Annotated in this window: 20 protein-coding genes; 6 read left to right on the top strand and 14 right to left on the bottom strand. The window is 59.5% G+C overall.

Annotated features, from left to right (window positions below; genetic code table 11):
- Window positions 1-103: 103 nt before the first annotated feature.
- The gene (locus tag KW839_RS05855; RefSeq protein ID WP_218423692.1) at window positions 104-991 is read left to right on the top strand and encodes an acyltransferase; all 888 of its coding nucleotides are present in this window, start codon (window positions 104-106) and stop codon (window positions 989-991) included.
- A gap of 1 nt (window position 992) precedes the next feature.
- Here KW839_RS05855 and KW839_RS05850 read toward each other — a convergent pair whose 3' ends face one another.
- Window positions 993-1,547: a DUF2780 domain-containing protein gene (locus KW839_RS05850; protein WP_218423691.1), complete on the bottom strand. Its 555-nt coding sequence runs from the start codon at window positions 1,545-1,547 to the stop codon at window positions 993-995.
- A gap of 267 nt (window positions 1,548-1,814) precedes the next feature.
- Here KW839_RS05850 and KW839_RS05845 point away from each other — a divergent pair, with 267 nt between their 5' ends.
- Window positions 1,815-2,306: a DUF3757 domain-containing protein gene (locus KW839_RS05845; RefSeq protein WP_218423690.1), complete on the top strand. Its 492-nt coding sequence runs from the start codon at window positions 1,815-1,817 to the stop codon at window positions 2,304-2,306.
- A 248-nt stretch (window positions 2,307-2,554) separates the two neighbouring features.
- Window positions 2,555-3,607, top strand: a complete 1,053-nt coding sequence (locus tag KW839_RS05840; RefSeq protein WP_218423689.1) for an RHS repeat-associated core domain-containing protein — start codon at window positions 2,555-2,557, stop codon at window positions 3,605-3,607.
- A gap of 73 nt (window positions 3,608-3,680) precedes the next feature.
- Here KW839_RS05840 and fdhA read toward each other — a convergent pair whose 3' ends face one another.
- The 8 genes from fdhA to KW839_RS05800 form a co-directional block, all read right to left on the bottom strand.
- Window positions 3,681-4,880 carry a formaldehyde dehydrogenase, glutathione-independent gene (fdhA, locus tag KW839_RS05835; protein WP_060542324.1) on the bottom strand — a complete coding sequence of 400 codons (1,200 nt, stop codon included), beginning with the start codon at window positions 4,878-4,880 and terminating at the stop codon, window positions 3,681-3,683.
- A gap of 200 nt (window positions 4,881-5,080) precedes the next feature.
- Window positions 5,081-5,938: a formyltetrahydrofolate deformylase gene (purU, locus tag KW839_RS05830; RefSeq protein ID WP_060542325.1), complete on the bottom strand. Its 858-nt coding sequence runs from the start codon at window positions 5,936-5,938 to the stop codon at window positions 5,081-5,083.
- Window positions 5,939-6,379: 441 nt separating this feature from the next.
- Entirely contained in the window at window positions 6,380-7,012 is a 633-nt protein-coding gene (locus KW839_RS05825; RefSeq protein ID WP_060542326.1) for a sarcosine oxidase subunit gamma, read from the bottom strand.
- A gap of 156 nt (window positions 7,013-7,168) precedes the next feature.
- Complete coding sequence (locus KW839_RS05820; RefSeq protein WP_060542327.1) at window positions 7,169-10,186, bottom strand: sarcosine oxidase subunit alpha; 3,018 nt, start codon at window positions 10,184-10,186, stop codon at window positions 7,169-7,171.
- Window positions 10,183-10,512, bottom strand: coding sequence for a sarcosine oxidase subunit delta (locus KW839_RS05815; protein ID WP_047534309.1), 330 nt, complete (start codon window positions 10,510-10,512; stop codon window positions 10,183-10,185). The genes KW839_RS05820 and KW839_RS05815 overlap by 4 nt, the downstream gene beginning before the upstream one ends.
- Window positions 10,513-10,527: 15 nt before the next feature.
- A complete protein-coding gene (locus KW839_RS05810; RefSeq protein ID WP_218423688.1) occupies window positions 10,528-11,778 on the bottom strand; it encodes a sarcosine oxidase subunit beta in 1,251 nt (416 codons plus the stop codon).
- A 23-nt stretch (window positions 11,779-11,801) separates the two neighbouring features.
- Window positions 11,802-13,055 carry a serine hydroxymethyltransferase gene (gene glyA, locus KW839_RS05805; RefSeq protein WP_218423687.1) on the bottom strand — a complete coding sequence of 418 codons (1,254 nt, stop codon included), beginning with the start codon at window positions 13,053-13,055 and terminating at the stop codon, window positions 11,802-11,804.
- Window positions 13,056-13,347: 292 nt separating this feature from the next.
- Window positions 13,348-14,076 carry a TraX family protein gene (locus KW839_RS05800; protein WP_256352543.1) on the bottom strand — a complete coding sequence of 243 codons (729 nt, stop codon included), beginning with the start codon at window positions 14,074-14,076 and terminating at the stop codon, window positions 13,348-13,350.
- 131 nt (window positions 14,077-14,207) lie between these two features.
- Here KW839_RS05800 and KW839_RS05795 point away from each other — a divergent pair, with 131 nt between their 5' ends.
- Both KW839_RS05795 and KW839_RS05790 read left to right on the top strand, forming a co-directional pair.
- The gene (locus KW839_RS05795; RefSeq protein WP_060542330.1) at window positions 14,208-15,245 is read left to right on the top strand and encodes a low specificity L-threonine aldolase; all 1,038 of its coding nucleotides are present in this window, start codon (window positions 14,208-14,210) and stop codon (window positions 15,243-15,245) included.
- 231 nt (window positions 15,246-15,476) lie between these two features.
- On the top strand, window positions 15,477-16,301 hold the full coding sequence (locus KW839_RS05790) for an NAD(P)-dependent oxidoreductase (RefSeq protein ID WP_060542331.1): 825 nt from the start codon (window positions 15,477-15,479) through the stop codon (window positions 16,299-16,301).
- Between the two features lie 129 nt (window positions 16,302-16,430).
- Here KW839_RS05790 and gbcB read toward each other — a convergent pair whose 3' ends face one another.
- The gene (gene gbcB / locus KW839_RS05785; RefSeq protein ID WP_218423686.1) at window positions 16,431-17,531 is read right to left on the bottom strand and encodes a glycine-betaine demethylase subunit GbcB; all 1,101 of its coding nucleotides are present in this window, start codon (window positions 17,529-17,531) and stop codon (window positions 16,431-16,433) included.
- A gap of 283 nt (window positions 17,532-17,814) precedes the next feature.
- Here gbcB and gbcA point away from each other — a divergent pair, with 283 nt between their 5' ends.
- Complete coding sequence (gene gbcA, locus KW839_RS05780) at window positions 17,815-19,110, top strand: glycine-betaine demethylase subunit GbcA (protein ID WP_060542333.1); 1,296 nt, start codon at window positions 17,815-17,817, stop codon at window positions 19,108-19,110.
- Window positions 19,111-19,951: 841 nt separating this feature from the next.
- Here the strand turns inward: gbcA and KW839_RS05775 are convergent.
- The 4 genes from KW839_RS05775 to dgcB all read right to left on the bottom strand — a co-directional run bounded on the left by KW839_RS05775 (window position 19,952) and on the right by dgcB (window position 25,004).
- Window positions 19,952-20,791 (bottom strand): RHS repeat-associated core domain-containing protein, encoded by an 840-nt coding sequence (locus KW839_RS05775; protein ID WP_256352542.1) that lies wholly within the window; start codon window positions 20,789-20,791, stop codon window positions 19,952-19,954.
- 257 nt (window positions 20,792-21,048) lie between these two features.
- Complete coding sequence (locus tag KW839_RS05770; protein ID WP_218423684.1) at window positions 21,049-21,819, bottom strand: electron transfer flavoprotein subunit beta; 771 nt, start codon at window positions 21,817-21,819, stop codon at window positions 21,049-21,051.
- Between the two features lie 15 nt (window positions 21,820-21,834).
- The gene (locus KW839_RS05765) at window positions 21,835-23,055 is read right to left on the bottom strand and encodes an electron transfer flavoprotein subunit alpha/FixB family protein (RefSeq protein ID WP_218423683.1); all 1,221 of its coding nucleotides are present in this window, start codon (window positions 23,053-23,055) and stop codon (window positions 21,835-21,837) included.
- Window positions 23,055-25,004 (bottom strand): dimethylglycine demethylation protein DgcB, encoded by a 1,950-nt coding sequence (gene dgcB / locus KW839_RS05760; protein ID WP_218423682.1) that lies wholly within the window; start codon window positions 25,002-25,004, stop codon window positions 23,055-23,057. Before dgcB ends, KW839_RS05765 begins: the two co-directional genes overlap by 1 nt.
- Between the last annotated feature and the right edge of the window lie 119 nt (window positions 25,005-25,123).

The raw sequence follows: 25,123 nt of genomic DNA, 5'->3' as shown, positions 1-25,123 counted from the left end.
CCCAGCATACCCATGTAATAGTGAAACATTCGTCACCACTCGATTTGGCCTGTCGCGCGAAGCTGCTTATCATGGCGCGCCCAAATGTTTGCAAGAGTTCCTTATGCGCCGCCTGCTCACCGGCTGTTTCGTTGCCCTGCTGCTTTTACTCAACACCCTGGCCCTGATCGGGCCATTGATGGTGTTTGCCCTGCTCAAGCTGGTCCTGCCGGGGCGGTTTCGCGACTACGCCTCATGGGTGGTGATGTGGATCGCCGAGACCTGGTCCGAAATCGACAAACTGATTTTCCGTCTGTGCATCCCCACGCAATGGGACATTCGCGGCGGTGACGATCTGCGTCGCGATACTTCCTACCTGGTGATCAGCAACCATCAATCCTGGGTCGATATCCCGGCACTCATCCAGACGCTGAACCGGCGCACTCCGTTCTTCAAATTCTTCCTCAAGAAAGAACTGATCTGGGTACCGTTCCTGGGCCTGGCGTGGTGGGCGCTGGATTACCCGTTCATGAAGCGCTACACCAAGGCGTTCCTGGCGAAAAACCCGGAGCTGGCGGGCAAGGATCTGGAGATCACCAAGGCGGCGTGCGAGCTGTTCAAGCGCCAGCCGGTCACCGTGGTCAATTATCTGGAAGGCACGCGCTTCACTGCAGCGAAAAACGCCAGCCAGCAGTCACCCTTCACCCACCTGCTCAAGCCCAAGGCCGGCGGTGTGGCCTTTGTGCTGGCAGCAATGGGCGAACAGCTGGACGCCATTCTCGATGTAACGGTGGTGTACCCGCAGCAGAGGATTCCGGGTTTCTGGGATTTGATCAGCGGCAACGTGCCGAGGGTCATTATCGACATTCAGACCCGCGAACTGGACCCGGCGTTGTGGCAGGGCGATTACGAAAACGATCCGCTGTTTCGTGAAAAAATCCAGAACTGGGTCAACCAGCTCTGGATCGAAAAGGATCGACGCATCGACGCACTGCGCACCGAGCTCAGCTGAATCAGCTACTGGTACCTGCCCCCCAGATCCCGCTGAGGCTTTGCAGCAGCGAGCCGCCCACACCTTGCTGACCGAGGTATTGCAGGATTACCGGGGCAAACTGGCCGATCATGCCGGTGTCCATGCCCAGGGCGCTGAATGCACTGTTCAGGTCGTTGGTGTCCTTGACATTGCCCAAGGCGTTATCCAGCCCCGCAGCCTTGCCTGACGACCCCAGCAACCCGGCAAGGGCGCCCAGCTCACCGCCGCCCGACAGTTTGTCGATCCCCGGCACGCTTTTGGCCAGCTCCGAATAATCAGTCGAACTCAGCTGGTTCTTCGCCAGCCCCAGCATCGCCCCGGCACCACCGACGGCTTGCTGTGGCGTCACGTTCAATTGAGTGAGCGCACCCAGCAGGTCCGCCGTTTCCGAAGTCGGTGCGGCAGCCGTGGCCGCATTGCCGCCGTTCATGCCCGAAATTGCATTGGCCGCATCGTTGAGGCTGAACTGCGCAAAGGCCGGGCTGGTCGCCAGGGCCAGCAGCGAAGCCAGTGCAAAACCGCGTGAAATCTTCATTCAGACATCCTCTTGTGCCATGAAAAGCGCCCGGTTAACGGACACAAAGCTGCAGGCTTTGACCGGGCTTTCGTTGATGTGTTCCTCGACAAAGTCTACATTTTCCAGGCGTCCGCAGAACTTGTCGCACCGGGATCAAGCGCAAGTGCAAGACCAACCCCTGAAAAACCATGACTCAATAGGCCACAACTAACTATCAGAAGTGACAGTAGTGTTCAAGACCATAGTTCGTAAAGATGAACACTCCCAAACAATGGAGTGTCAATCATGCGATCTACAATTACTGCCAGTTTACTCATGACATTAATGGCCGTTGGCAATGCTTACGCGGCAAGCACTGCCTGTCCGGCGGTGCGAGACATAGTGCAAGTCAAGGATGAACAGGAGGGAGGCTATGAATACTTCGCCCCCGGACCTGATAAACGTGTATGGGTTGGCTCTAATCCTTATGCCGAAGAGCATCACCTCGAGACCTTTGAGTTTACCGGAGCTCTGTACCGCGACGTCAGCTCGGAAGGCAACAAGTTTGTGGTGTCCTGCGATTATGAGGGAGACGAGTTTCTCGCGTTCACACGCTTGACGCTGTACTCCTTTAATGACTGGGAATCCGCTAAAAATACTCTTTGGAAGCGTGAAGTAAAGGAACAACCGTCCCTTGCCAACAAGAACGCCCAACATGTGGAGACTTGCAAATCCGGCCAACAGGAAAAATGTTCTTTTGAGTACTCTTCACTGTCGGCTGCGTCCTCTCAAAAATAATCTGTGCGCATAATTCTCAAAGGGCGTGACTGCAAGGATCTCCACGACCCGTTGCAGGTTGCAAAAAATGGCGATCTCAGATCGCCATTTTCATACGTAGCACTAAATATTTTATGCCCCGCACCCGCATATTCCTGCTTGAAGTACCGCATCAAGGTTCCCTGACTATCAGTTCTGTTAGTAGGCGACTGCGGTCCAATGCGCCACAGTGAGACCCTGAATCGATAGCGCCCGCGAGAGACCAGCCGATGCCTGGAAACAGCGAAACACTCCTCTGCCAATACCTTTACGACCCGCTGGACAGGTTGGTCAATTGCACATTGTCGGCACAAGCGAGCACCCAGCGCTTCTACCTCCAGGACCGCTTGACCACCGAGATTCAAGGTGCGGTGCAGTGGTCGATCGTGCAGCATGACGATCAGCTATTGGCGCAACAACAGCGTCAGAACGGAGTATCTGAAACCCGCCTGCTCACCTCCGACCTACAACGTTCAGTATTGAGCCTGCTCGGTACGACCGGACCTCGTCCCCTGTTCTACACCCCATATGGCCATCGCCCCCAGCAGAACGATTTGCTCAGCCTGCTCGATTTCAACGGGGAACGACCGGATCCGGTGACCGGGCATTATTTATTGGGTAATGGCTATCGGGCGTTTAACCCTGTGTTGATGCGTTTTAATAGCTCGGACAGTTGGAGTCCGTTTGGAGAAGGTGGGATTAATGCGTATGCGTATTGCGTGGGGGATCCGGTGAATCGGGTCGATCCGACTGGACATTTCGGTAATCTATGGAAAGGCTTGAAGAATTTTTTTGGTTTTCGAACCCCTAAAATGAGCCACTCCAATTTGGCCAGAACACAGGTAGCACGTATGGGTTCAAGCCCTCCAGGGCACCCTTCATCCGGATACACGAGTGTGAAATCGTATACTAATGTCGCCCCCACCTTCGCCCCTCCAGTCCCGAATCATTCCGCCCCAGGAAGTTCTAGCAACGCTTCTCGATTTACAGTGAACAATCCCGAAAGAATTGCTAGCGGAAGGCCGAACACTGACATTCAGAATTGGATTAAATCAACTTCTGGCAAACCCACTCGGCGTCTAAAAAAATTTACTAAGATCCCACATGCGGGGGCTGAATTCCCCTCAATTGAAAACCTCGCGATTCAGTATGCTGGTAAACGCGTGAGTCGCAACATGCGTGCAAATGCGACCTTATACAGTCAAGGCATCGTTCCAAATTCCTTAGAAGATCTACGCGAAAAATTCTATGAAAAGAAAATTAAAAAAATCAGAAGTCAATAAAACAGGAAAGCATGTGCACTCATAAAAAAAAGCGGCGATCCTAGGGCCGCCGCTTTCTGTTCTACATAAATAATTACGCCGCACTAAACATCTTATGCGGATCAATCACAAACTTCTTCGGCACACCTGCATCAAACTCACCATACCCCTGCGGTGCCTGATCCAGGCTGATTACCTGAACCCCTACCACTTCGGCAATATTGATACGGTCCCACATGATCGCCTGCATCAACTGGCGGTTGTATTTCATGACCGGCGTCTGGCCAGTGTGGAAGCTGTGGGACTTGGCCCAGCCCAAACCGAAGCGAATGCTCAGGCTGCCCATTTTCGCGGCGGCGTCCACAGCACCCGGATCCTCGGTGACGTAGAGGCCCGGGATACCGATCTTGCCGGCCACCCGCACCACACCCATCAGTGAGTTGAGCACGGTAGCCGGAGCTTCATGTTTCACTCCGTCATGACCATGGCCGCGCGCTTCGAAGCCTACGGCATCAATGGCGCAATCCACTTCCGGCTCGCCCAGCAGTGCGGCAATCTGTTCATGCAGTGGCGTGTCGAGTGACAGGTCGGCAATTTCAAAACCCTGGGCCTTGGCGTGGGCCAGACGCACGGTGTTAACGTCACCGATGATCACCACCGCCGCACCCAGCAAGCGCGCCGAAGCGGCAGCTGCCAGACCAACCGGACCGGCGCCCGCAATGTATACGGTGCTGCCAGGGCCAACGCCGGCCGTCACGGCGCCGTGATAACCGGTCGGCAGGATGTCGGAGAGGCAGGTCAGGTCGCGGATTTTCTCCATGGCCCGGTCGCGATCCGGCAGTTTCAGCAAGTTGAAGTCTGCGTATGGAACCAGGGCGTATTCGGCCTGGCCGCCGGTCCAGTCACCCATGTCGACATAACCGTATGCGCCACCGGGACGCGCCGGGTTAACGCTCAGGCAGACACCCGTGTGCATTTCCTTGCAGGAGCGGCAGCGTCCGCAAGCCACGTTGAAGGGTACGGACACCAGATCGCCGATTTGCAGGTTCTCGACGTCGCTGCCCTTTTCAATGACTTCGCCGGTAATTTCGTGGCCCAGTACCAGACCGGTTTGCGCAGTGGTACGACCGCGCACCATGTGCTGGTCGGAACCACAGATGTTGGTGGAAACTACGCGCAGGATGACAGCGTGTTCAATCTTCCTGCCGCGTGGGTCCTGCATTTTCGGATAGTCGATTTTCTGTACTTCGACCTTGCCAGCGCCGAGATACACCACACCACGATTGCCAGACATGCTTTCACCTCGCTGTTGTTTTTATGGAAGCGCGTTGCCCAGGCAGGCAGCGCGTTAAGTGCTCGGGTACAGATGCTGAATCTTGTGTCGCTTGTAATGCCCTCATCGCTAGCAGGCTAGCTCCCACAGTTGTTCGGGGTAGACACTGGATTTGTGAACAACCCAAACCCTGTGGGAGCTGGCCTGCCAGCGATGGCGATCTAAAGAACGACCGTGCGATTGGCGTTCAAAAACACCCTGCGCTCAATGTGATAACCCACCGCTCTGGCCAATGTCAGTCCTTCAATGTCCCGGCCCTTGGCGATCAAGTCTTCCGGGTAGTGACTGTGATCCACCACCTCCACGCCCTGGGCAATGATTGGCCCCTCATCCAGGTCGTTGTTGATGTAATGCGCGGTGGCGCCGACCAGTTTCACGCCCTTGTTGTAGGCCTGGTGATAGGGCTTGGCGCCCTTGAAGCCGGGCAGCAGGGAGTGGTGGATGTTGATCGCCTTGCCGTCGAGTTTGCGGCACAGCTCCGGGGACAGGACCTGCATGTAGCGGGCAAGGATCACCAGTTCGGCGCCGGATTCCTCGATCACCTGCAAGACCTGACGTTCCTGGGACGGCTTGTCGTTCGGGTCCAGCGGGAAGTGGTAGTAAGGAATCTGGTGCCAGTCGGCCAACGGCTTGAGGTCCGGGTGATTGGAGACCACGGCGGCCACGTCCATCGACAATTGGCCGATGCGCTGGCGGTAGAGCAAGTCGTTGAGGCAGTGGTCGGCCTTGGAGACCATGATCACGACTTTGGGTCGGTGATGTGGCGGAGTCAGTTCGAAGATCATGCCAAAGGCTTCGCCACGTTCAGCCAAACCCGCGCGGAACGACTGTTCATCGAAACCGTCTGGTTGGCGAAATTCCACTCGAATGAAGAAACGGGCCGAGAGCCGGTCATCGAAGGAATGGTGTTCGGTGACGTAGCAGTCCTGCTCGAACAGAAAGCGGGTTACCGCGTCCACGGTGCCGAGGACGCTGGGGCAGTCGGCGGTCAGGATCCATGTGTCTGGGGCGCGGCTCATAGTGCGGTGACTCCTGTTCTTGTGTTGGGTATCAGGGGCATTGCTACCCTCACCCTAGCCCTCTCCCGGAGGGAGAGGGGACTGACCGAAGTGTCTTTCGAGCTACATCGACCTGAAATTTCGAAGGTGAATGTAGATCGCAACAACACCATAAATTGGCTCCCGTTCCCCTCCCCCCGTGAGGGAGAGGGGACTGACCGAGGTGTTCTTTCGAGTTACATCGACCTGAAACACCGAGTCGAACTCAGGCTTTGACCACGACACCGATCGGCTTCCTTTCCCCCTCTCCCCCTTGGGGGAGAGGGGACTGACCGAGGTGTTCTTTCGAGTTACATCGACCTGAAATACCGAGTCGAACTCAGGTTTTGACCACGACACCGATCGGCTCCCTTTCCCCCTCTCCCCCTTGGGGGAGAGGGCTGGGGTGAGGGGGTGGCTTTTTCAGGCCTGAACGCTAAGCCCGTACTCAGCCGAAGCATCCTGCAACCACAACCACCAGTAATCCGAGAAGCTGCGACGGATCAGCAGCTCCCAGGTGTCTTCGGCGGTGTGGCGGATGACCAGTTGCGACTTGGCGAACACCGTACCCACAGCCTTGCCCACCGGAAAGTTGTTGGGGTGCACGTCATAGCTGGTGGATTTCATCAGCACCTGGCGCACGTTCGGGCCGCGCAGTTCGAGGATCTGCTGGCCGCCGCTGACGTTGACGATCTGGATGTGCAGGTCACCCAGCGCCTCACGCAGCTTTTGCTCGGCGACGAACTCTTCTCCGGACGGCACGATCAGCAGCCACTCATCCGGGCCCATCCACTGCAGACTGGTTTCGCCCTTGACGATGACAGTCAGGGCACCCGGCAACTCGATGCCAAGTGCCTTGTGCACACCGGCGGCGAACGCGGCATCGTGACCATCGCCACGGAGGGTCAGGTGACCCAGGAGTTTTTTCTCGCGCACCGTCACACCGGCGTTTTTACGTCCCTTGCCCACCAGGCTGGCGAGGTCGGCGTGATGCAGCGACGACTCGGCCTTGGCCTCGGTGGTTGGACGTTGTTGGTAAACATTGGCTGCGGTCATAAAGCACCTTTCCTGAATTCTGTTGGTTCCGGTCCTTGTGGTGGCTGTTCCGCCGCTTTCGCGAGCAAGCCCGCTCCCACATTCGACCGCGTTCCCCCTGTGGGAGCGGGCTTGCTCGCGAAAGCGGCAGCCAGCACACCACAGGGCCCGAGGTCATCACACGTTCTGGCGTTCACCTTTCGGATCGAAGAACACCGAAGAAACGATCTCCGCCTCGATCACGCTGCCATCGGCCAACGGTGCGAACACCCGCTCACCCATGCGGCTCAGCCCGCCCTTCACCACGCCCATGGCAAACGAATAGCCAAGGGAGTTGTGCGCGTAGCTGGAAGTCACGTGGCCGACCATGGTCATCGGGATCGCCTGCTTGGTGTTGAACACCAGTTGCGCACCTTCCGGCAGCCATTTGTCCGGATCGATCGGCTTGAGGCCAACCAGTTGCTTACGCTGATCACGCACGCAGTCTTCACGGTTCATGCCACGCTGGCCGATCCACGAGAACGGTTTGGTGCGACCTACACACCAGCCCATGTTCAGGTCGTCCGGGGTCATCGAGCCGTCGGTGTCCTGGCCGACGATGATGAAGCCCTTCTCCGCCCGCAGGACGTGCATGGTTTCGGTGCCATAAGGGGTCAGGTTGTACTTCTTGCCGGCATCGACGATTTTCTCGAGAACGCCCATCGCATAGTCCGCCTGCACGTTGACTTCGTACGACAGCTCGCCGGTAAACGAAATCCGGAACACCCGCGCCGGCACGCCACCGACCAAGCCTTCTTTCCAGGTCATGAACGGGAAGGCTTCGTTGCTCAAATCGATATCGGTGACTTCGCTGAGCAGCTTGCGGCTGTTCGGCCCGGACAGGGTCATGGTTGCCCAATGATCGGTCACGGAGGTGAAGTACACCTTCAGATCCGGCCACTCGGTCTGCTGGTAGATTTCCAGCCATTGCAGCACACGCGCAGCGCCGCCGGTGGTGGTGGTCATCACGAAGTGGTTGTCGGCCAGGCAGGCCGTCACGCCGTCGTCGAACACCATGCCGTCTTCTTTGCACATCAGGCCGTAACGCGCCTTGCCCACGTCGAGTTTGGTCCAGGCGTTGGTGTAGATGCGGTTGAGGAACTCGCGCGCATCCGGGCCCTGAATGTCGATCTTGCCCAGGGTCGAAGCATCCAGCAGGCCGACGCTGTCGCGCACGGCCTTGCATTCGCGCTTGACCGCCGCGTGCATGTCTTCACCGGATTTCGGGAAGTACCACGGACGCTTCCACTGGCCGACGTCTTCGAACTCGGCGCCGTTTTTCAGGTGCCAGTGATGCAGTGCGGTGAAACGCACCGGCTCAAAAATGTGCCCACAGTGACGACCGGCCACGGCGCCGAAGGTCACCGGCGTGTAGTTCGGGCGGAACATGGTGGTGCCCATCTGCGGGATGGTCACGTTCAGCGAACGGGCGGCAATGGCCAGACCGTTGACGTTGCCGAGCTTGCCTTGGTCGGTGCCGAAGCCCAGTGCGGTGTAGCGCTTGACGTGCTCGACCGACTCGAATCCTTCGCGGGTCGCCAGTTCGATGGCGGCGGCGGTGACGTCGTTCTGCAGGTCGACGAATTGCTTCGGCGCACGAGCGGTGTTCTTTTCATGGGGCACCTGGAACAGCGCCAGAGTTGGCTCTTCCAGACGCGACAAGGCTTTCGGCAAAGTCGCTTCGACCACGCCGAAACCAGCTTCGCTGGCCGCGCGCACACCGCCTTCAAAACCATCGGCCAGTGAATCGCCCAGGCCGTAGACGCCGTTGATGCCACCGACGCACACACGTTTCTGCGGTGCTTCGCCCGGAACGAAACCGAGGATGTCTTCACGCCAGGTCGGCTTGCCGCCCAAGTGCGAAGCCAGGTGAACCACCGGGCTGTAACCGCCGGAACTGGCGATCAGGTCGCAGTCGAGCCATTCGCCAGGACTGGTGACTTTGTGTCCCTTCACATCAATGGCGGCAACGCGGGCAGCGGTGACGTGCTTGCTGCCACGGGCCTCGATCACGGCGCTGCCGGTAAGGATGCGGATGCCTTTGGCGCGTGCTTCTTCCACCAGCGCACCGCGCGGGTTGCTGCGGGCATCGGCGATCGCTACCACTTGCAGGCTGGCATCGAGCCAATCCAGCGCGACGCGGTAGGCGTGATCGTTGTTGGTGGTCAAGACCAGCTTTTTGCCCGGTGCCACGCCGTAACGGCGCACGTAAGTCGAGACAGCACCGGCCAGCATGTTGCCCGGCACGTCGTTGTTGCCGTAGACCAATGGACGCTCATGGGCGCCGGTCGCGAGTACGACACGTTTGGCGCGAACACGGTGGATGCGCTGACGCACCTGGCCAATCGGAGCGCGGTCGCCGAGGTGATCGGTCAGGCGCTCGTGAATGGTCAGGAAGTTGTGGTCGTGGTAACCGTTGACCGTGGCGCGTGGCAGCAGCAACACGTCCGGAGTGTCCTTGAGCTCGGCGATAACACCGGCAACCCATTCGATCGCCGGCTTGCCGTCGAGGCTTTCGCGGGAGTCGAGCAGGCTGCCGCCGAACTCTTCCTGCTCATCGGCGAGGATCACACGGGCACCGCTGCGGGCAGCCGCCAGTGCCGCAGCCAGGCCTGCAGGGCCGGCGCCGACGATCAGCACGTCGCAGTGCTGGTTCATGTAGTCGTAAGTGTCCGGGTCGTTCTCGGTCGGCGAGCGGCCAAGACCGGCAGCCTTACGAATGTACTTCTCGTAGGTCATCCAGAACGATTGCGGGTACATGAAGGTTTTGTAGTAGAAGCCCGGTGGCATCAGCTTGCCGCCGACCTTGCCGAGAATGCCCATCATGTCATTGTTCACGCTTGGCCAGCCGTTGGTGCTGGTAGCGACCAAACCCTGGTACAGCGCCTGTTGCGTGGCGCGTACGTTCGGGATCTGGGTGGCTTCGGTGGCGCCGATCTGCAGCACCGCGTTCGGCTCTTCAGCACCGGCGGCGAAGATGCCGCGTGGACGGGAATACTTGAAGCTGCGACCGATGATGTCGACGCCGTTGGCCAGCAGGGCCGCGGCCAGCGAGTCGCCCTCGAAGCCTTTGTAGCTCTGGCCGTTGAAGGTAAAAGTCAGGACTTTATTGCGGTCGATCCGTCCGCCGTTGGACAGGCGATTGGTCTGGCTCATACCTTCTCTCCCAGAGCCGTGCTGGCCGCTTTCGGGCTATCGGTCTTGTCGGTGAATTGTGGCTTGGTGCCGATCTTGTAGGTTTCGAGAATCTCGTAGGTCACGGTGTCGCGGGTGGCGTTGAAGTACTGACGGCAACCGGCGGCGTGAATCCACAACTCGTGATGCAGACCGCGCGGGTTATCGCGGAAGAACATGTAGTCGCCCCACTCCTCGTCGGTGCAGCTGTTCGGGTCCAGTGGACGCGGGATGTGCGCCTGGCCGGATGCGTGGAATTCCTCTTCGGAGCGCAGTTCGCCGCAGTGAGGACAGAAGATATGCAACATAGGAAATTTCTCCTGTTAGTGGGCGACGGCCGCAGCGCCGTGTTCATCGATCAACGCACCGTTGTGGAAACGGTCGATTGAGAAAGGTGCGGCCAATGGGTGCATTTCACCCTTGGCCAGGCTCGCGGCAAATACGTTGCCCGAGCCAGGTGTTGCCTTGAAGCCGCCGGTGCCCCAACCGCAGTTGAAAAACATGTTCGGTACCGGGGTTTTCGAGATGATCGGGCACGCATCCGGCGTGGTGTCGACGATGCCGCCCCACTGACGGTTCATGCGTACGCGCGACAGCACCGGGAACATCTCGACGATGGCCTGGATGGTGTGTTCGATCACCGGGTACGAACCACGCTGGCCGTAGCCGTTATAGCCGTCGATACCGGCGCCGATCACCAGGTCGCCCTTGTCGGACTGGCTGATGTAACCGTGCACGGCGTTGGACATGATCACGCTGTCGATAATCGGTTTGATCGGCTCGGACACCAGCGCTTGCAGCGGGTGGGATTCGATCGGCAGGCGGAAACCGGCGAGCTTGGCCATGTGCCCGGAGTTACCGGCCGTGACCACGCCGACGCGCTTGGCGCCGATGAACCCCTTGTTGGTTTCAACGCCGATGCACACGCCGTTTTCCTTGCGGAAACCGATCACTTCGGTCTGCTGGATCAAGTCCACGCCCAAGGCGTCGGCGGCACGGGCAAAGCCCCACGCCACGGCATCGTGACGGGCCACGCCGCCGCGACGCTGGACGGTGGCGCCCATCACCGGGTAGCGGGTGTTCTTGGAGCAGTCGAGGTATGGAATCTCGTCGGCCACTTGTTTGGCATCGAGCAGTTCACCGTCCACGCCGTTGAGGCGGTTGGCGGTGACCCGACGCTCGGAATCACGAATGTCTTGCAGGGTGTGGCACAGGTTGTAGACACCGCGCTGGGAGAACATCACGTTGTAGTTGAGGTCCTGGGACAGCCCTTCCCACAGTTTCATCGCGTGTTCGTACAGGTGCGCCGACTCGTCCCACAGGTAGTTGGAGCGAACGATGGTGGTGTTGCGCGCGGTGTTACCGCCGCCCAGCCAGCCTTTCTCGACCACTGCCACGTTGGTGATGCCGTGCTCCTTGGCCAGGTAGTAGGCGGTCGCCAGACCATGCCCGCCACCGCCGACGATGACCACGTCGTAGACCTTTTTCGGGGTCGGTGTGCGCCACATGCGCTGCCAGTTTTCGTGGTGGCTGAGGGAGTGTTTGAAGAGGCCGAAGCCCGAGTAGCGTTGCATAGTCATTTACTCCAAAACCGCACTCAGCGATAAACCGGGAAGTCCGCGCACAGGGCCGAAACCTGCTCGGCGACATTGGCCTCGACATCGGCGTCGCCGAGGTTGTCGAGGATGTCGCAGATCCAGCCGGCCAGCGTGACGCACTGGGCCACCTTGAAGCCGCGCGTGGTCACCGCCGGGGTGCCGATGCGCAGGCCGGAGGTCACGAACGGCGACTGCGGGTCGTTCGGCACGGCGTTCTTGTTCACGGTGATATGGGCGCGACCCAGGGCTGCATCCGCCTCTTTGCCGGTGAGGCCCTGACGGATCAGGCTGACCAGGAACAGGTGGTTGTCGGTGCCGCCGGACACTACATCGTAGCCGCGTTTGATAAACACGCCGGCCATGGCTTGGGCGTTGTCGATCACTTGCTGTTGGTAGACCTTGAAGCCTGGTTCCAGCGCTTCCTTGAAGCACACCGCCTTACCGGCGATCACGTGCATCAGCGGGCCGCCTTGGGCGCCGGGGAACACTGCAGCGTTGAGTTTCTTCTCGATTTCTTCGTTGGACTTGCACAGGATCAGGCCGCCACGTGGACCGCGCAGGGTCTTGTGAGTGGTGGTGGTGACCACGTCGGCGTAGGGCAGCGGGTTCGGGTACAGACCGGCGGCGACCAGACCGGCTACGTGGGCCATGTCGACGAACAGCAGCGCCCCGACCTTGTCGGCGATCTGACGGAAGCGCGGGAAGTCCAGCGTCTTGGAGTAAGCCGAGAAACCGGCAACGATCATCTTCGGTTGGCATTCGACGGCCAGACGCTCAACTTCGTCGTAATCGATCAGGCCGGTCTTGGTGTCGATGCCGTACTGCACGGGGTTGTACAGCTTGCCCGAGGACGACACTTTGGCGCCGTGGGTCAAGTGACCGCCGTGGGCCAGGCTCATGCCCAGTATGGTGTCGCCGGCTTGCAGCAGCGCCAGGTACACGGCGCTGTTGGCCGAGGAACCGGAGTGCGGCTGGACGTTGGCGTAATCGGCGCCGAACAGTTGCTTGGCGCGTTCGATGGCCAGGGCTTCAACCTTGTCCACGTGCTCGCAGCCACCGTAGTAGCGCTTGCCCGGATAGCCTTCGGCGTATTTGTTGGTCAGGCCACTGCCTTGGGCTTGCATGACGCGCTTGCTGGTGTAGTTCTCTGACGCGATCAGCTCGATGTGATCTTCCTGACGTTGCTCCTCGGCATTCATCGCCGCCAGCAGTGCATCGTCGTAACCCTGGATCTGGTCTTGCTTGCTGAACATCGCGTCTCTCCCAGCGGCGGCGGTGCGCCTTTCGTCTCGGTGAGGCCCTGGCTTTTCGGCAGTGCCCTTTGATAGCGATGGTATGGCCGGCTTCAAGTGGTCAAATGCCTACGGGCGCCACGCAAAGGTGCGTTTACGACATGGACTGAAATGGCAGGCCGAACACAATCCCCAAATCAACAGGAGTCCCCTGTGGGAGCGGGCTTGCTCGCGAAGAACGATGACACGGTCTGTCTGAAACACCGAGGTGCCTGCTTCGCGAGCAAGCCCGCTCCCACAGGGTCAAAGGAGGTCAAGCAATCAGCAGGCGCAACGCCAACAAAATAAGGAAATGCGCGGGATACAGCGCATAGGCCCAGCGGCGCATCGGTGGTGGTTTTACGTCTTTGATGTGTCGCAACAAGAACAGCCCCAGCCATGGCGCAATCAGACAAGTGACGATGGCGGGTATGGCCGCACTGTTGCCCAGCCGCACGGCGTAATACAACACCTGCCATTGATTGGCCGCCAGACAAACCAGCCCCGGCAGCAGCGCGTAATACCAGGGGCGACGAATCACCAGCAACAGCGTCAATGGCAACAAAACCCCAAAGAAACCGAACATCACTTTTTGCGTGAACAGCGCCGCCAGCAACAAGGCGACGGCTGCCAGCAATCGGGAATGCAGTGTCGGCTGCTGCCAGCCGCGCGCCACCAACAGGCCAAGGACCAGGGTGGGCATTACGTTCAACGTGTCGTGCTCGGGTATGAACATCCGGTAGGGAATTTCGCTCACGGCGCTAAACAGCAACAACCAACCCAGATAGCGCCATTGCCCACCATTCTCCACGGCAGGCTTTCGCGCAAGATTGGCGGCCATCGCCAGGCAAAACCAAGGAAACGCCAACCGCCCCGGCACATACAACAAATCGACGGAGTAACCGACATATCGCAGGTGATCGAGCACCATGCTCAACAGCGCCAGCCACTTGAGCAGATCCAGTGCTCCGTCGCGCTGCTTTAAGTGCAGAGTCGCGTGCATAATCGTCCTTTGACTGTGTATTTTCTTGAAAGCAACATCCCGTGTGCTCTCCTGACGATCTTGGGTAAAGTGCGCACCATCATTGACCACGAGACACTTCACCATAGGCGTCTCGACCACGGAAGCAGGCCATGACCGATAAGAGCCAACAATTCGCCAGCGACAACTATTCCGGCATTTGCCCTGAAGCCTGGGCCGCCATGGAACAGGCCAACCATGGCCACCAGCGCGCTTATGGCGACGACGAATGGACCGCCCGCGCGTCCGATGACTTCCGCAAGTTGTTCGAGACTGATTGCGAGGTGTTCTTCGCGTTCAACGGTACGGCTGCCAACTCGTTGGCGCTGTCGTCACTGTGCCAGAGTTACCATAGCGTGATCTGCTCGGAAACGGCTCACGTCGAAACCGACGAGTGCGGCGCCCCGGAATTTTTCTCCAACGGTTCCAAACTGCTCATCGCCCGTACCGAGAACGGCAAGCTGACCCCGGATTCGATCCGCGAGGTCGCCCTCAAGCGCCAGGATATCCACTACCCCAAACCCCGCGTGGTGACCCTGACCCAGGCCACCGAAGTTGGCAGCGTCTATACCCCGGACGAAATCCGCGCCATCAGCGCCACCTGCAAAGAACTGGGCCTGAACCTGCACATGGATGGCGCGCGCTTCTCCAACGCCTGCGCGTTCCTCGGCTGCACACCGGCGGACCTGACCTGGAAGGCCGGCGTCGATGTACTGTGCTTCGGTGGTACGAAAAACGGCATGGCAGTGGGCGAAGCAATCCTGTTCTTCAACCACAAACTGGCCGAAGACTTCGACTACCGCTGCAAACAGGCCGGGCAACTGGCGTCGAAAATGCGCTTCCTGTCGGCGCCTTGGGTCGGGATTCTGGAAAACGGCGCCTGGCTCAAATATGCCCAGCACGCCAACCACTGCGCACAATTGCTGGCCGAACTGGTGAGCGACATTCCAGGCGTGGAACTGATGTTCCCGGTACAGGCCAATGGCGTGTTCCTGCAACTTTCGGAACCGGCCATCGCCGCACTGACCGCCAAGGGCTGGCGTTTCTACACCTTCATCGGCAACGGCGGCGCACGCTTCATGTGCTCGTGGGACACCGAGGAAGAGCGCGTGCGTGAATTAGCGCGGGATATCCGTGAAGTCATGGCATAACCGCAATCCCCTGTGGCGAGGGGGCTTGCCCCCGTTCGGCGGCGCAGCCGTCGTAAACCAGCAAATGCTGGTCTGTCTGGCTGCTCGCATTCTCAGGGTTTGGGCCTGCTTCGCAGGCCAACGGGGGCAAGCCCCCTCGCCACAACCGTTCCCCCGCCACTGCTCCTGAAAGACTTCGTCTACATTGTTTGTCGAGCCCGTGCTCACATAAAAATAATCAGGAGCGTCAGCATGTCATTGCAAGGCAAAACCCTGTTCATCACCGGCGCCAGCCGTGGCATCGGCCGAGAGATCGCGCTGCGAGCTGCGCGCGACGGGGCGAATATCGTGATTGCGGCCAAAAGTGCCTCGCCGCATCCCAAGCTACCCGGGACGATATTCAGCGTCGCCCAGGAAGTCGAGGCCGCAGGCGGCAAGGCATTGGCCTTGCAGGTGGATGTGCGCGATGAAGATGGCGTGCATCAGGCATTGGCCCAGGCCAACGAACATTTCGGCGGCATTGATGCGCTGGTCAACAACGCCGGGGCAATCAAGCTGACCGGGGTTCAACACCTCGAACTCAAGCGTTTCGACCTGATGCACCAGATCAACACCCGTGCCGTGCTGCTGTGCAGTCAGGCGGCGCTGCCGTACCTGAAGAAGTCCAACGGCCACATCCTCAACCTGTCCCCGCCACTGAATCTCGCGACCAAATGGTTCGCCCAATACAGCCCGTACACCGTCACCAAGTACGGCATGAGCATGCTGACGTTGGGCATGAGTGAGGAATTCAAGAACTACGGCATCAGCGTCAATTCGCTATGGCCGCAGACCATGATTGCCACCGCCGCTATTGAGTTTCAGTTGGGGTCGAGGGAGTCGTTCAAACATGCGCGTACGCCTGCGATCATGGCGGATGCGGCCCACGTCATTCTGAACAGCACAAACCGCAGCCTGACCGGCCGTTTGTTGATTGATGAGGAAATACTGCGGGAAAGCGGTGTGACCGAGTTCGAGCACTATCGCTTCGCGCCGGACAGCAGCGACAAACTCATGACAGACTTGTTTATCGACTAAACACCCTCCCCTGTAGGAGCGAGCCTGCTCGCGATGGACGTCAACGATAACGCTGGCAACCTGACACCCCGCGGCGTTCTCAGGTTCATCGCGAGCAGGCTCGCTCCAACAGGGGTTATTGCGTGACCGTTAGAAATCGATACGCACATCGCCCTTCGGCACACTGCAGCACGACAGGATGAACCCTTCGGCTTCGTCTTCCTCGGTAATACCGCCGTTGTGTTCCATCTCCACTTCGCCACCCAGCTTCAACACCTTGCAGGTGCCGCAAATCCCCATCCCGCAAGCTTTCGGAATCATCAGCCCAACCTTCGCCGCCGCCGCATGCACAGTCTCGCCCGGCGCCACACGAATGCTCTTGCCGGACGCCGTGAACTCCACCTGATGCAGATCCGCCACATCAACTTGCGGCGCGTCGGCAGCCTGTTCGGCCTGCTCTACAGCATCGGCGCGGGCTTCCGGTGGCGTCGCACCAAAGGACTCCTCGTGGTAACGCTTCATGTCGAAGCCGGCGTTCTCCAGCAAACGCTTGACCGCGTTCATGTACGGCGTCGGGCCGCAGCAGAATACTTCGCGCTCAAGGAAGTCCGGCACCATCAGTTCCAGCATCTTGTGGTTCAGGTAGCCGCGATAACCAGCCCATGGCTCGCCCAGGCCATGCTTCTCGCAAATCAGGTGCAGGCTGAAGTTATCGATTCGCGACGCCATGTGTTCCAGCTCGCGGTGGTAAATGATGTCCTTGGGTGAACGGGCGCTGTGGATAAACGTCATGTCGACGTTGGCGTTGGTGTCGTAGAACCAGCGCGCCATGGACATGCATGGTGTGATCCCCACGCCACCGCTGAGGTACAGCACTTTAGGGCTGGGAAAATCGATGGCATTGAACAGCCCGACCGGTCCGTGCACCGCCAGTTCCTGGCCTTCGTGCAGGGTGTCATGCAGCCAGTTGGAAACCCGCCCACCCGGCACGCGCTTGATGGTCACGGAAAAGCTGTAGGGTACCGACGGCGAGCTGGAAATGGTGTACGAGCGCATGATCGGCTCGCCTTCGATTTCCAGTTCCAGGGTGACGAACTGCCCCGGCTTGAAAAAGAACATGATCGGCTGGTCGGCCATGAAGCAAAAGGTGCGCACGTCCCAGGTTTCCTGGATGACTTTGACGCAACGGACGATGTGTCGACCATTGGCCCAGGTCTGGGTGGTTACCGGGTTCAGGAAGTTGTTGGACATGCTGATCTCCACGGCCGACTGTCGGCCTTCATGTTGGCGATTCTGCGTATAGCACGAACCACCCGTTTACCTATCTGCGACATTCACATGCTTATCGCGACCAGCCCCCAACTACCGGGGCTTGCGCGTCGGGAACAGATTGCACCATGTCGCCCATGGATAAGGTTCTGGCCAGCGCCGGCCCCACACTCGCCTCAACAGATAACTGCTGTTTTTTGTCTTGCGTCGCACAACCGTAGCCACAATTCGCCGGCCACACAGAATGGCCATGAGGACTAAATCGATGGACGTCACTACTACCCTGAGCCTGGGCGATCCGCTGGAACCCGCACGCAAGGCCACCGCGCAGATGTTGCAAGAGCGCGAGCGCACGTTCTCGCTGCCGCAGCCGTTTTACTCCGACGACCGCCTGTTTGATATCGACATGCAGGAAATCTTTCAGAAAGAGTGGTTGATCGCCGGCATGACCTGCGAAATCCCTGCCAAGGGCAACTACCTGACCCTGCAGGTCGGCAAGAACCCGATCATCGTGATTCGTGGCGCCGAGGGCGTAGTGCATGCTTTCCACAACGTCTGTCGCCACCGTGGCTCACGCCTGTGCACCAGCGAAAAGGGCAAGGTGGCCAAGCTGGTCTGCCATTACCACCAGTGGACCTACGAACTGGATGGTCGCCTGCTGTTCGCCGGTACCGAGATGGGCGCCGACTTCGACATGAAGCAGTACGGCCTCAAGCCGGTGAACGTGAAGACCGCCGGTGGCTACATCTTCATCAGCCTGGCGGAAAATCCGCCGGCCATCGATGACTTCCTGTCGACGCTCAGCCATTACATGGAACCGTACGACATGGAAAACACCAAGGTGGCGATCACCACCACCTTGATGGAAAAGGCCAACTGGAAGCTGGTACTGGAAAACAACCGCGAGTGCTACCACTGCAACGCGTCGCACCCGGAACTGCTGAAAACCCTGCTGGAGTGGGACGACGTCACCGACCCGCGCGCCGACCAGGCGTTCAAGGACCACGTAGCCGCCTCCGCCGCCGCCTGGGAAGCCGAGAAGATCCCTTACGCCCACGCCAGCTTCGGCCTGCGTAACCGCATCGTGCGCATGCCGCTGCTCAAGGGCACCGTATCGATGACCCTGGACGGCAAACAGGGCTGCGCCAAGCTCATGGGCCGCATCAAGAACCCGGACCTGGGCTCGATGCGCATCCTGCACCTGCCGCACTCCTGGAACCACTGCATGGGTGACCACATCATCGTGTTCACCGTGTGGCCGATCAGCGCCCAGGAAACCATGGTCACCACCAAGTGGATCGTGCACAAGGACGCGGTTGAAGGTGTGGACTACGACGTCGAGCGCATGCGCAAGGTATGGGATGCGACCAACGACCAGGACCGTCGCCTGGCGGAAGAAAACCAGCGCGGCATCAATTCCACCGCGTACCAGCCTGGCCCGTACTCCAAGACCTACGAGTTCGGCGTGGTCAACTTCGTGGATTGGTACAGCGAGCGTCTGCTGAGCAACCTGGGCGCCGAGCCTGCGCCGTACCTCAAAGGCGTACCCGTTCAAGGCTAATGCCCCCCTGTAGGAGCGAGCCTGCTCGCGAAAAACCTGAGAGCACCGCGGGGTGTCAGGCTCCCTGCGTCATCGTTGAGTTCCATCGCGAGCAAGCTCGCTCCTGCAAGGGGGCTTGCTCGCAGCAGGTTCTCTCCCAGCCATACATTCCCCCACCATTCAGAACTGTACGAAATATGATCTATTGCGTTCAGCACTATGATCTACGCGCCTTCCAGCCTTCCGCAAACAAGTTATCCACACCTCCACCCACAGCTAATGGGGACAACTGTGGAAAATGCTAAAAAAAATTTCCACAAACCACAGAAAAACCGTGACTTATCCAAAGCCAGGGTTTCTCGAAGCAATTGATCATTTTTTGATCTTAGGCTTACAAGCCCCGCCACGCCTGGCCTGTAGAGGATCGCAAACACCTTATCCACAGAAGCGCCAACAGACTTTGGGGGCAACTTTACCCCGTCTGTGGAAAACCACTGAAACGCGCTGGGAATCAACGTTTCCAAAGGACATCATGTGTTTGAACCTCGAATTGCTCATTTTTTGATCATTAGCATGAAAGGCCCGTTTTATATGGCTTACAGAGGATAGCGAACATCTTATCCACAGAAGCGCCAACAGAGATTGGGGGCAAGTCTGATCCACCTGACAGACTTATCCCCTTGAAAAAGCTTGGAAAAATCCACGAGAACCCTGGTCGTTTTTTGATCGACGCCTTGCAGAGCTTGATCTGTATGAGGTGTAGAGATGGGTGAACATGTTATCCACAGCTCCATTAACAGGGATTGTGGGTAAAGGCTGGAAAAACTGTAGTTGGAAGGGAGCTACGCAGGTAAAGCTCAAATTAATTTTCGCGTTTCAAACTACCTCTGATGACACTCCCGGTTTGGGCGAAATCATCCTGCCGCTGCGCTGGAGCCGGAACATGTGTTTGGGAAGTCATCGGAATCTCGATTGACGCAGGAGCCGCTCCTCCCGGCAATGACGTGGATGGTACTTCCGCAGATTTCGGAAATGCCGTTCCCCTTACCAGGTTGCGAACGTTGCCTCTAACCGTCGCCCACAAAGTACGTGCACGCAGACCGTTAACAATTGCTGGAACATATCGGACCATAGTTGCAGCGGCAGAGACTGTGGTAGCTACGTTCGAAATGTAAACGGCGCCAGGTAACCCCGCCAATTGCCCAACAGTGCCGACAATTGCAGTCGACGATGCCACCGTACTCATCCGTGCAGCGTGCAGTAGCCAGCCCCGCGCCGTGGCTCCCACCAGGTTGGTTGTCACTATTCCCGCATGCAGCGCGGTGGTGGCTGTAAGTTGAACGAGTCGGGCAATGATTTCCCCATACTGCCCAGTAGGATCCTCGAAGTTAACCGGATCGCCCGTACAATAGGCATACGCATTGGCTCCACCCCTACCAAACGGACTCAACCGATCCGGACTGTGGAATCGCATCAACACCGGGTTATATACGCGATACCCGTTACCCAGGTAATACCAGCCGGTTGGCCGTTCCCGGAGTTGTCCGTTGAACCCCAAGTGCGTACCAGGCGCGCGCAGGCTGCTTTGCACACCATATGGGCTATAAGCGAGTCGATTCGGACCACTGCGATCTAGTTCGGCAAGGATGCTCTGTTGCAGGTCCGTTGCCAGCAACAGCGTTCGTGAAAAGGCAGGATCCATTGTGCGAGAACGGACCGGACCTTGATTCTGAAGTGGATGAGGAGCAGGCATCGGAGGATCCTTGAGCAGTCTTGTTGACCCGCGCCCTGAAACAGGATTCGCGGACAGAACCATCCACTATCGCGCTCACGGCAAGTAGATAGCCTCTGTTTCTCAAACTAACAAACCACCCACAAAATCGACACTAGCAGTTCTGCTAGGGTTTCCCCGGATCTGGAAAAAAATGACTGCCATTGTGATCCTGCGCGGATTAACCGTCAGCGAATCACCCCTTCTTCAATCAACAGTTTGAGTATCGCCTCAGCCCCCGCTTGCGCAGTCACACCCTTGAGCACTTGCCCACCGCCGCCGCTGGCCTTGGCCGTTGCAGCCTTCATCCGGTCGGCGCCGCTCTTGGCCTTGATCACTTTCAAGCGTTTAGGCCGTGGCTTGGCCGGTTGCAGGGTGGCGACTGCAAGCAGCTCGTCGTCGATCACTTCAACGTCCTGCGCCTTCAGCACGCCCCGCCGGGCCGGGCCGTAGGCACTTTGCCGTGGCTTGGGTGCGGCGTTATCCACAGTGGCCAGGAATGGCAAGCGCACTTTCAAGCGACGGCGCTGACCACGGGGCAAGGCTTGCAGCACCAGCGCCGAGTTGCCGTCGATCGACTCGACCTGCGCCAGCCCCACCACCAGCGGCCAGCCCAGACCTTCGGCCAACAGGAACGGCAACATGCCCGAGCCTTCGCCGGTCTCCGCCTGGCTGCCGGTCAGCACCACCTGGGCCCCGGCATCACGCAAATACGCGGTGAGCGCCGGCAGCGCATCGGCGCCTTCCGGTTGTTCCAGCACATGCAATTGCTCCAGCCCCATGCCCAGATAAGCGCGCAACGCAGGCTCCGCGATATCGCCGGCATGCAGTACCTGCAAGTTATCCCCAGCCAGTTGCAAACCCAGTTCCACCGCCCGCGCATCCTGATCCGCACGTCGTGGTCGACCCGAGGTCGGGTGGGCGCCGACGGACACCAGGCTGATGATTTTCGTACTCATAACCCCTTCCTTCCCTTAAGCCGCATCGCGCTTGGCGTCGTTGCGGTAGGCCTCTACCGCCGCGATCAAGGCTTGAAGAATCTCGGCGCTCTCGCCGATCACCGACAGGTCGGCCCGTTTGATCATGTCGCAGCCCGGGTCGAGGTTGATCGCCACCACCTTGTCGCAGGCACCGATGCCCTGCAGGTGCTGGATCGCCCCGGAGATCCCCACCGCCACGTATACCCGTGCGGTGACCCAGGTGCCGGACGCTCCGACCTGGCGGTCGCGGGCCATGAAGCCGTCGTCCACCGCCACCCGGGACGCGCCTTCGGTGGCGCCCAATGCTTCGGCGGTCCTGTGGAAAAGTCCCCAATCCTTGACCCCGTTGCCCCCGGAGAAAATGAATTCCGCTTCGGCCATTGGAATCGCTGCCGGGTCCACCGCCACCGCGCCCAAATCCTCGATGCGCGAGAGACTGCGGGCAACGGTTGTGGGTAACTCCACCGGCAAGGCTTCGTGACGGGTTTCGCTGACCGGTTCGGCACATTCAGCAGCCGCCAGGATCAGCCGTGGGACCGGGCGAGCAAGGTCTTGCAAACCGGCACCGGCGCGACCGATGCACTCCTGATCCTTGACCTGCCAGACTCGCGTGGCCGGGCGTTCGCCCAGTGCGGCGGCAAAGCGTCGACCCAGTTCTCCACCACTGGTGCGACTGTCCGGCAGCAACCAATGACGTGGGCTGAACTGGTTATCCACAGCCCGCAGTCCCTGGACCCGTTGTTCCGGTGCATAACCGCTGAACTGCTCGCCCTCAAGCACCAGCAGGCGATCGACGCCAGCCGTGGCGAAGGCGTTCTCCTTGTGCTCGCCGAAGACCACGGCCAATACCGCGCCATCCTTGCCGGCCAATTGATGAGCCAGGCCGAACAAGTCGCGGTCGTGGCTGCTCAAGCGGCCGCCGACCATGTCCGGCACCACGCTGATGTAGAACGCCGGTGCAGGCACCTGATGCAGCGGCAACTGCACTTCAACGGCGGCCGTGCGCTTGGTCGCCCCGCCCTGCTGCGCGCCGCTGCGGTCGATGCGCTTGATCCCGTTGGGACCGAGGAAGCCGATGCCGTGGGGGTTCTTGCGGATGACGCCGTTAGGTCCCATCCAGCTATGTTGCGCAGTCTGAATGGCCGCGTGCAGCGGGTGCAGGCGATTGCGCGCAATCCATTCGGCACGGGGGTCGCGGCGGATAATGTCGCTCATCAATGCACCTCCGCAGGTTCACGTTGCGCCGGTGTGGCTGGCTTGCTCGGTGCCTGGTCTTCAAGCAACGCGTCGGCCACCAGTTCGGCAATGTCCTTGATCAACGGTCGAGGCTCGACCACGCCTTCAAGCATCGCGGTGCATTGTGGGCAGCCCACGGCCACCAGTTCGGCGCCCGTCTCGCGGATGTCCTCCATGCGCATGTCGGGGATACGCTGTTTTCCCGGAATGTCAGTGATCGGCGCACCGCCGCCACCGCCGCAGCAACGTGAACGGAAGCCGGAGCGTTGCATCTCTTTCACTTCGATACCAAGGGCGCGCAGGACCTGGCGCGGCGCCTCGTATTCGCCGTTGTAGCGGCCGAGGTAGCACGGGTCGTGATAGGTCACGCTGTCGCCCTTGTGCTGGCCGAGGTTCAGCGCGCCGGCGCCGATGATTTCCGCCATGTAGGTGCTGTGGTGCTGCACCAGGTAGTTGCCATCGAAGGCGCCGTATTCGTTTTTCAGAACGTGGAAGCTATGTGGATCGCAGGTAACGATGCGGTTGAAGCTGTATTTGGCCAGGGTCTGGATGTTGCGTTTGGCCAGCAACTGGAAGGTCGCCTCGTCGCCCAGACGTCGGGCCACGTCGCCACTGTCGCGCTCTTCGAGGCCGAGCACGGCGAAGTCGATTTTCGCTGCTTTCAGCACTTTGACGAAGGCGCGCAGGGTGCGCTGGTTGCGCATGTCGAAGGCGCCGTCGCCAACCCAGAACAGCACGTCGGTGGATTTCTTTTCGCTGAGCAGATTGAGGTTCAGATCTGCCGCCCAGTTCATCCGCCCGCCTGGCGCAAAACCGCCCGGGTTGTCGGTGGCGATCAGGTTTTCCAGGACTTCGGCGCCCTTGTTCGGCGTGGCACCTTTTTCCAGAGTCAAATGGCGACGCATATCGACGATGGCATCGACGTGCTCGATCATCATCGGGCATTCCTCGACGCAGGCACGGCAGGTGGTGCAGGACCACAGGGTTTCGGCGTCCACCAGACCGTTGACGATCGGTTGATGCGGATTACCGGCGTGCTCACCAATCGGTTTGCCGGGATAAGGGCTGCCGGCGAACTTCGCATCGGTGCCGCCGGCCAGGCCGACGACCATGTCCTGAATCAGTTTTTTCGGGTTCAGCGGCTGACCGGCGGCGAAGGCCGGGCACGCCGCTTCGCACTTACCGCACTGCACGCAGGCGTCGAAGCCGAGCAACTGGTTCCAGGTGAAATCCTTGGGTTTTTCCACGCCCAGTGGCGCGCTCAGGTCGTTCAAGTCCAGAGGTTTGAGACCGGTGGAACGACCGCCACCGAAGCGCTCGGCCCGACGGTGCCACGCCAGGTGCAGGGCACCGGCAAAGGCATGCTTCATCGGCCCACCCCAAGTCATGCCGAAGAACAGTTCCGAAACGCCCCACAACACGCCGACTCCGAGAACTGCCGCCAACAGCCAGCCACCGAAGTTCTCCGGCAGGATCCCGGCCACAGGCAGTGTCACTAGAAAGAACGACGCCGAGAACGCCAGCAGGCTTTTCGGCAGGCGCATCCACGGACCTTTGGACAGACGCGATGGCGGGTTGCGACGGCGCAGATAAACGAAGATCGCGCCAACGAACATTACCGCCGACATCAGCAGAAGCGCATAGCCGAGGAATCGGTTATGGAGGCCGAAACCGTGGACCAAAATCGCCAGCACGACCGAAGCCACCGCACCACCGGCCGTGGCCACGTGGGTGTTGGCGATGTATTTATCCCGCGCCACCACATGGTGCAGGTCGACCATGTAGCGTTTGGGCATGGCGAACAGGCCGCCGATCAGGTCGACCTTCGAGGCCCGGCCCCGGCGCCACATGGCCACCCGCCGCAACGCACCCAGAACCGCGAGGCCCAGGGCAGCGAACAGCAGGATTGGAAGAAGGGTGTTCAACATAGGTGTTGCTCCCAAAGACCTCGGGGTCTTGCAAGGATTCATGTGCGTGCCGATGAAGGCTATGCACCTACTTGTGGCGAGGGGGCTTGCCCCCGTTCGGCTGCAAAGCAGTCGTAAAT

The sequence above is a fragment of the Pseudomonas sp. PDM31 genome (genome assembly GCF_019218965.1).
Lineage (GTDB): Bacteria > Pseudomonadota > Gammaproteobacteria > Pseudomonadales > Pseudomonadaceae > Aquipseudomonas.
The sequence above is the reverse complement of the archived record's forward strand: the minus strand, read 5'-3'. Positions and strand labels throughout refer to the sequence as shown.

Coding starts and splice junctions, on each gene's coding strand:
- KW839_RS05850 (WP_218423691.1), bottom strand. CDS start 1,547: ATGAAGATTTCACGCGGTTTTGCACTGGCTTCGCTGCTGGCCCTGGCG.
- KW839_RS05795 (WP_060542330.1), top strand. CDS start 14,208: ATGACCGATAAGAGCCAACAATTCGCCAGCGACAACTATTCCGGCATT.
- KW839_RS05765 (WP_218423683.1), bottom strand. CDS start 23,055: ATGAGCGACATTATCCGCCGCGACCCCCGTGCCGAATGGATTGCGCGC.
- KW839_RS05810 (WP_218423688.1), bottom strand. CDS start 11,778: ATGCAACGCTACTCGGGCTTCGGCCTCTTCAAACACTCCCTCAGCCAC.
- KW839_RS05770 (WP_218423684.1), bottom strand. CDS start 21,819: ATGAGTACGAAAATCATCAGCCTGGTGTCCGTCGGCGCCCACCCGACC.
- KW839_RS05790 (WP_060542331.1), top strand. CDS start 15,477: ATGTCATTGCAAGGCAAAACCCTGTTCATCACCGGCGCCAGCCGTGGC.
- KW839_RS05840 (WP_218423689.1), top strand. CDS start 2,555: ATGCCTGGAAACAGCGAAACACTCCTCTGCCAATACCTTTACGACCCG.
- KW839_RS05815 (WP_047534309.1), bottom strand. CDS start 10,512: ATGTTGCATATCTTCTGTCCTCACTGCGGCGAACTGCGCTCCGAAGAG.
- KW839_RS05855 (WP_218423692.1), top strand. CDS start 104: ATGCGCCGCCTGCTCACCGGCTGTTTCGTTGCCCTGCTGCTTTTACTC.
- dgcB (WP_218423682.1), bottom strand. CDS start 25,004: ATGTTGAACACCCTTCTTCCAATCCTGCTGTTCGCTGCCCTGGGCCTC.
- fdhA (WP_060542324.1), bottom strand. CDS start 4,880: ATGTCTGGCAATCGTGGTGTGGTGTATCTCGGCGCTGGCAAGGTCGAA.
- KW839_RS05800 (WP_256352543.1), bottom strand. CDS start 14,076: ATGCACGCGACTCTGCACTTAAAGCAGCGCGACGGAGCACTGGATCTG.
- KW839_RS05845 (WP_218423690.1), top strand. CDS start 1,815: ATGCGATCTACAATTACTGCCAGTTTACTCATGACATTAATGGCCGTT.
- KW839_RS05820 (WP_060542327.1), bottom strand. CDS start 10,186: ATGAGCCAGACCAATCGCCTGTCCAACGGCGGACGGATCGACCGCAAT.
- gbcA (WP_060542333.1), top strand. CDS start 17,815: ATGGACGTCACTACTACCCTGAGCCTGGGCGATCCGCTGGAACCCGCA.
- gbcB (WP_218423686.1), bottom strand. CDS start 17,531: ATGTCCAACAACTTCCTGAACCCGGTAACCACCCAGACCTGGGCCAAT.
- KW839_RS05825 (WP_060542326.1), bottom strand. CDS start 7,012: ATGACCGCAGCCAATGTTTACCAACAACGTCCAACCACCGAGGCCAAG.
- glyA (WP_218423687.1), bottom strand. CDS start 13,055: ATGTTCAGCAAGCAAGACCAGATCCAGGGTTACGACGATGCACTGCTG.
- purU (WP_060542325.1), bottom strand. CDS start 5,938: ATGAGCCGCGCCCCAGACACATGGATCCTGACCGCCGACTGCCCCAGC.
- KW839_RS05775 (WP_256352542.1), bottom strand. CDS start 20,791: ATGGATCCTGCCTTTTCACGAACGCTGTTGCTGGCAACGGACCTGCAA.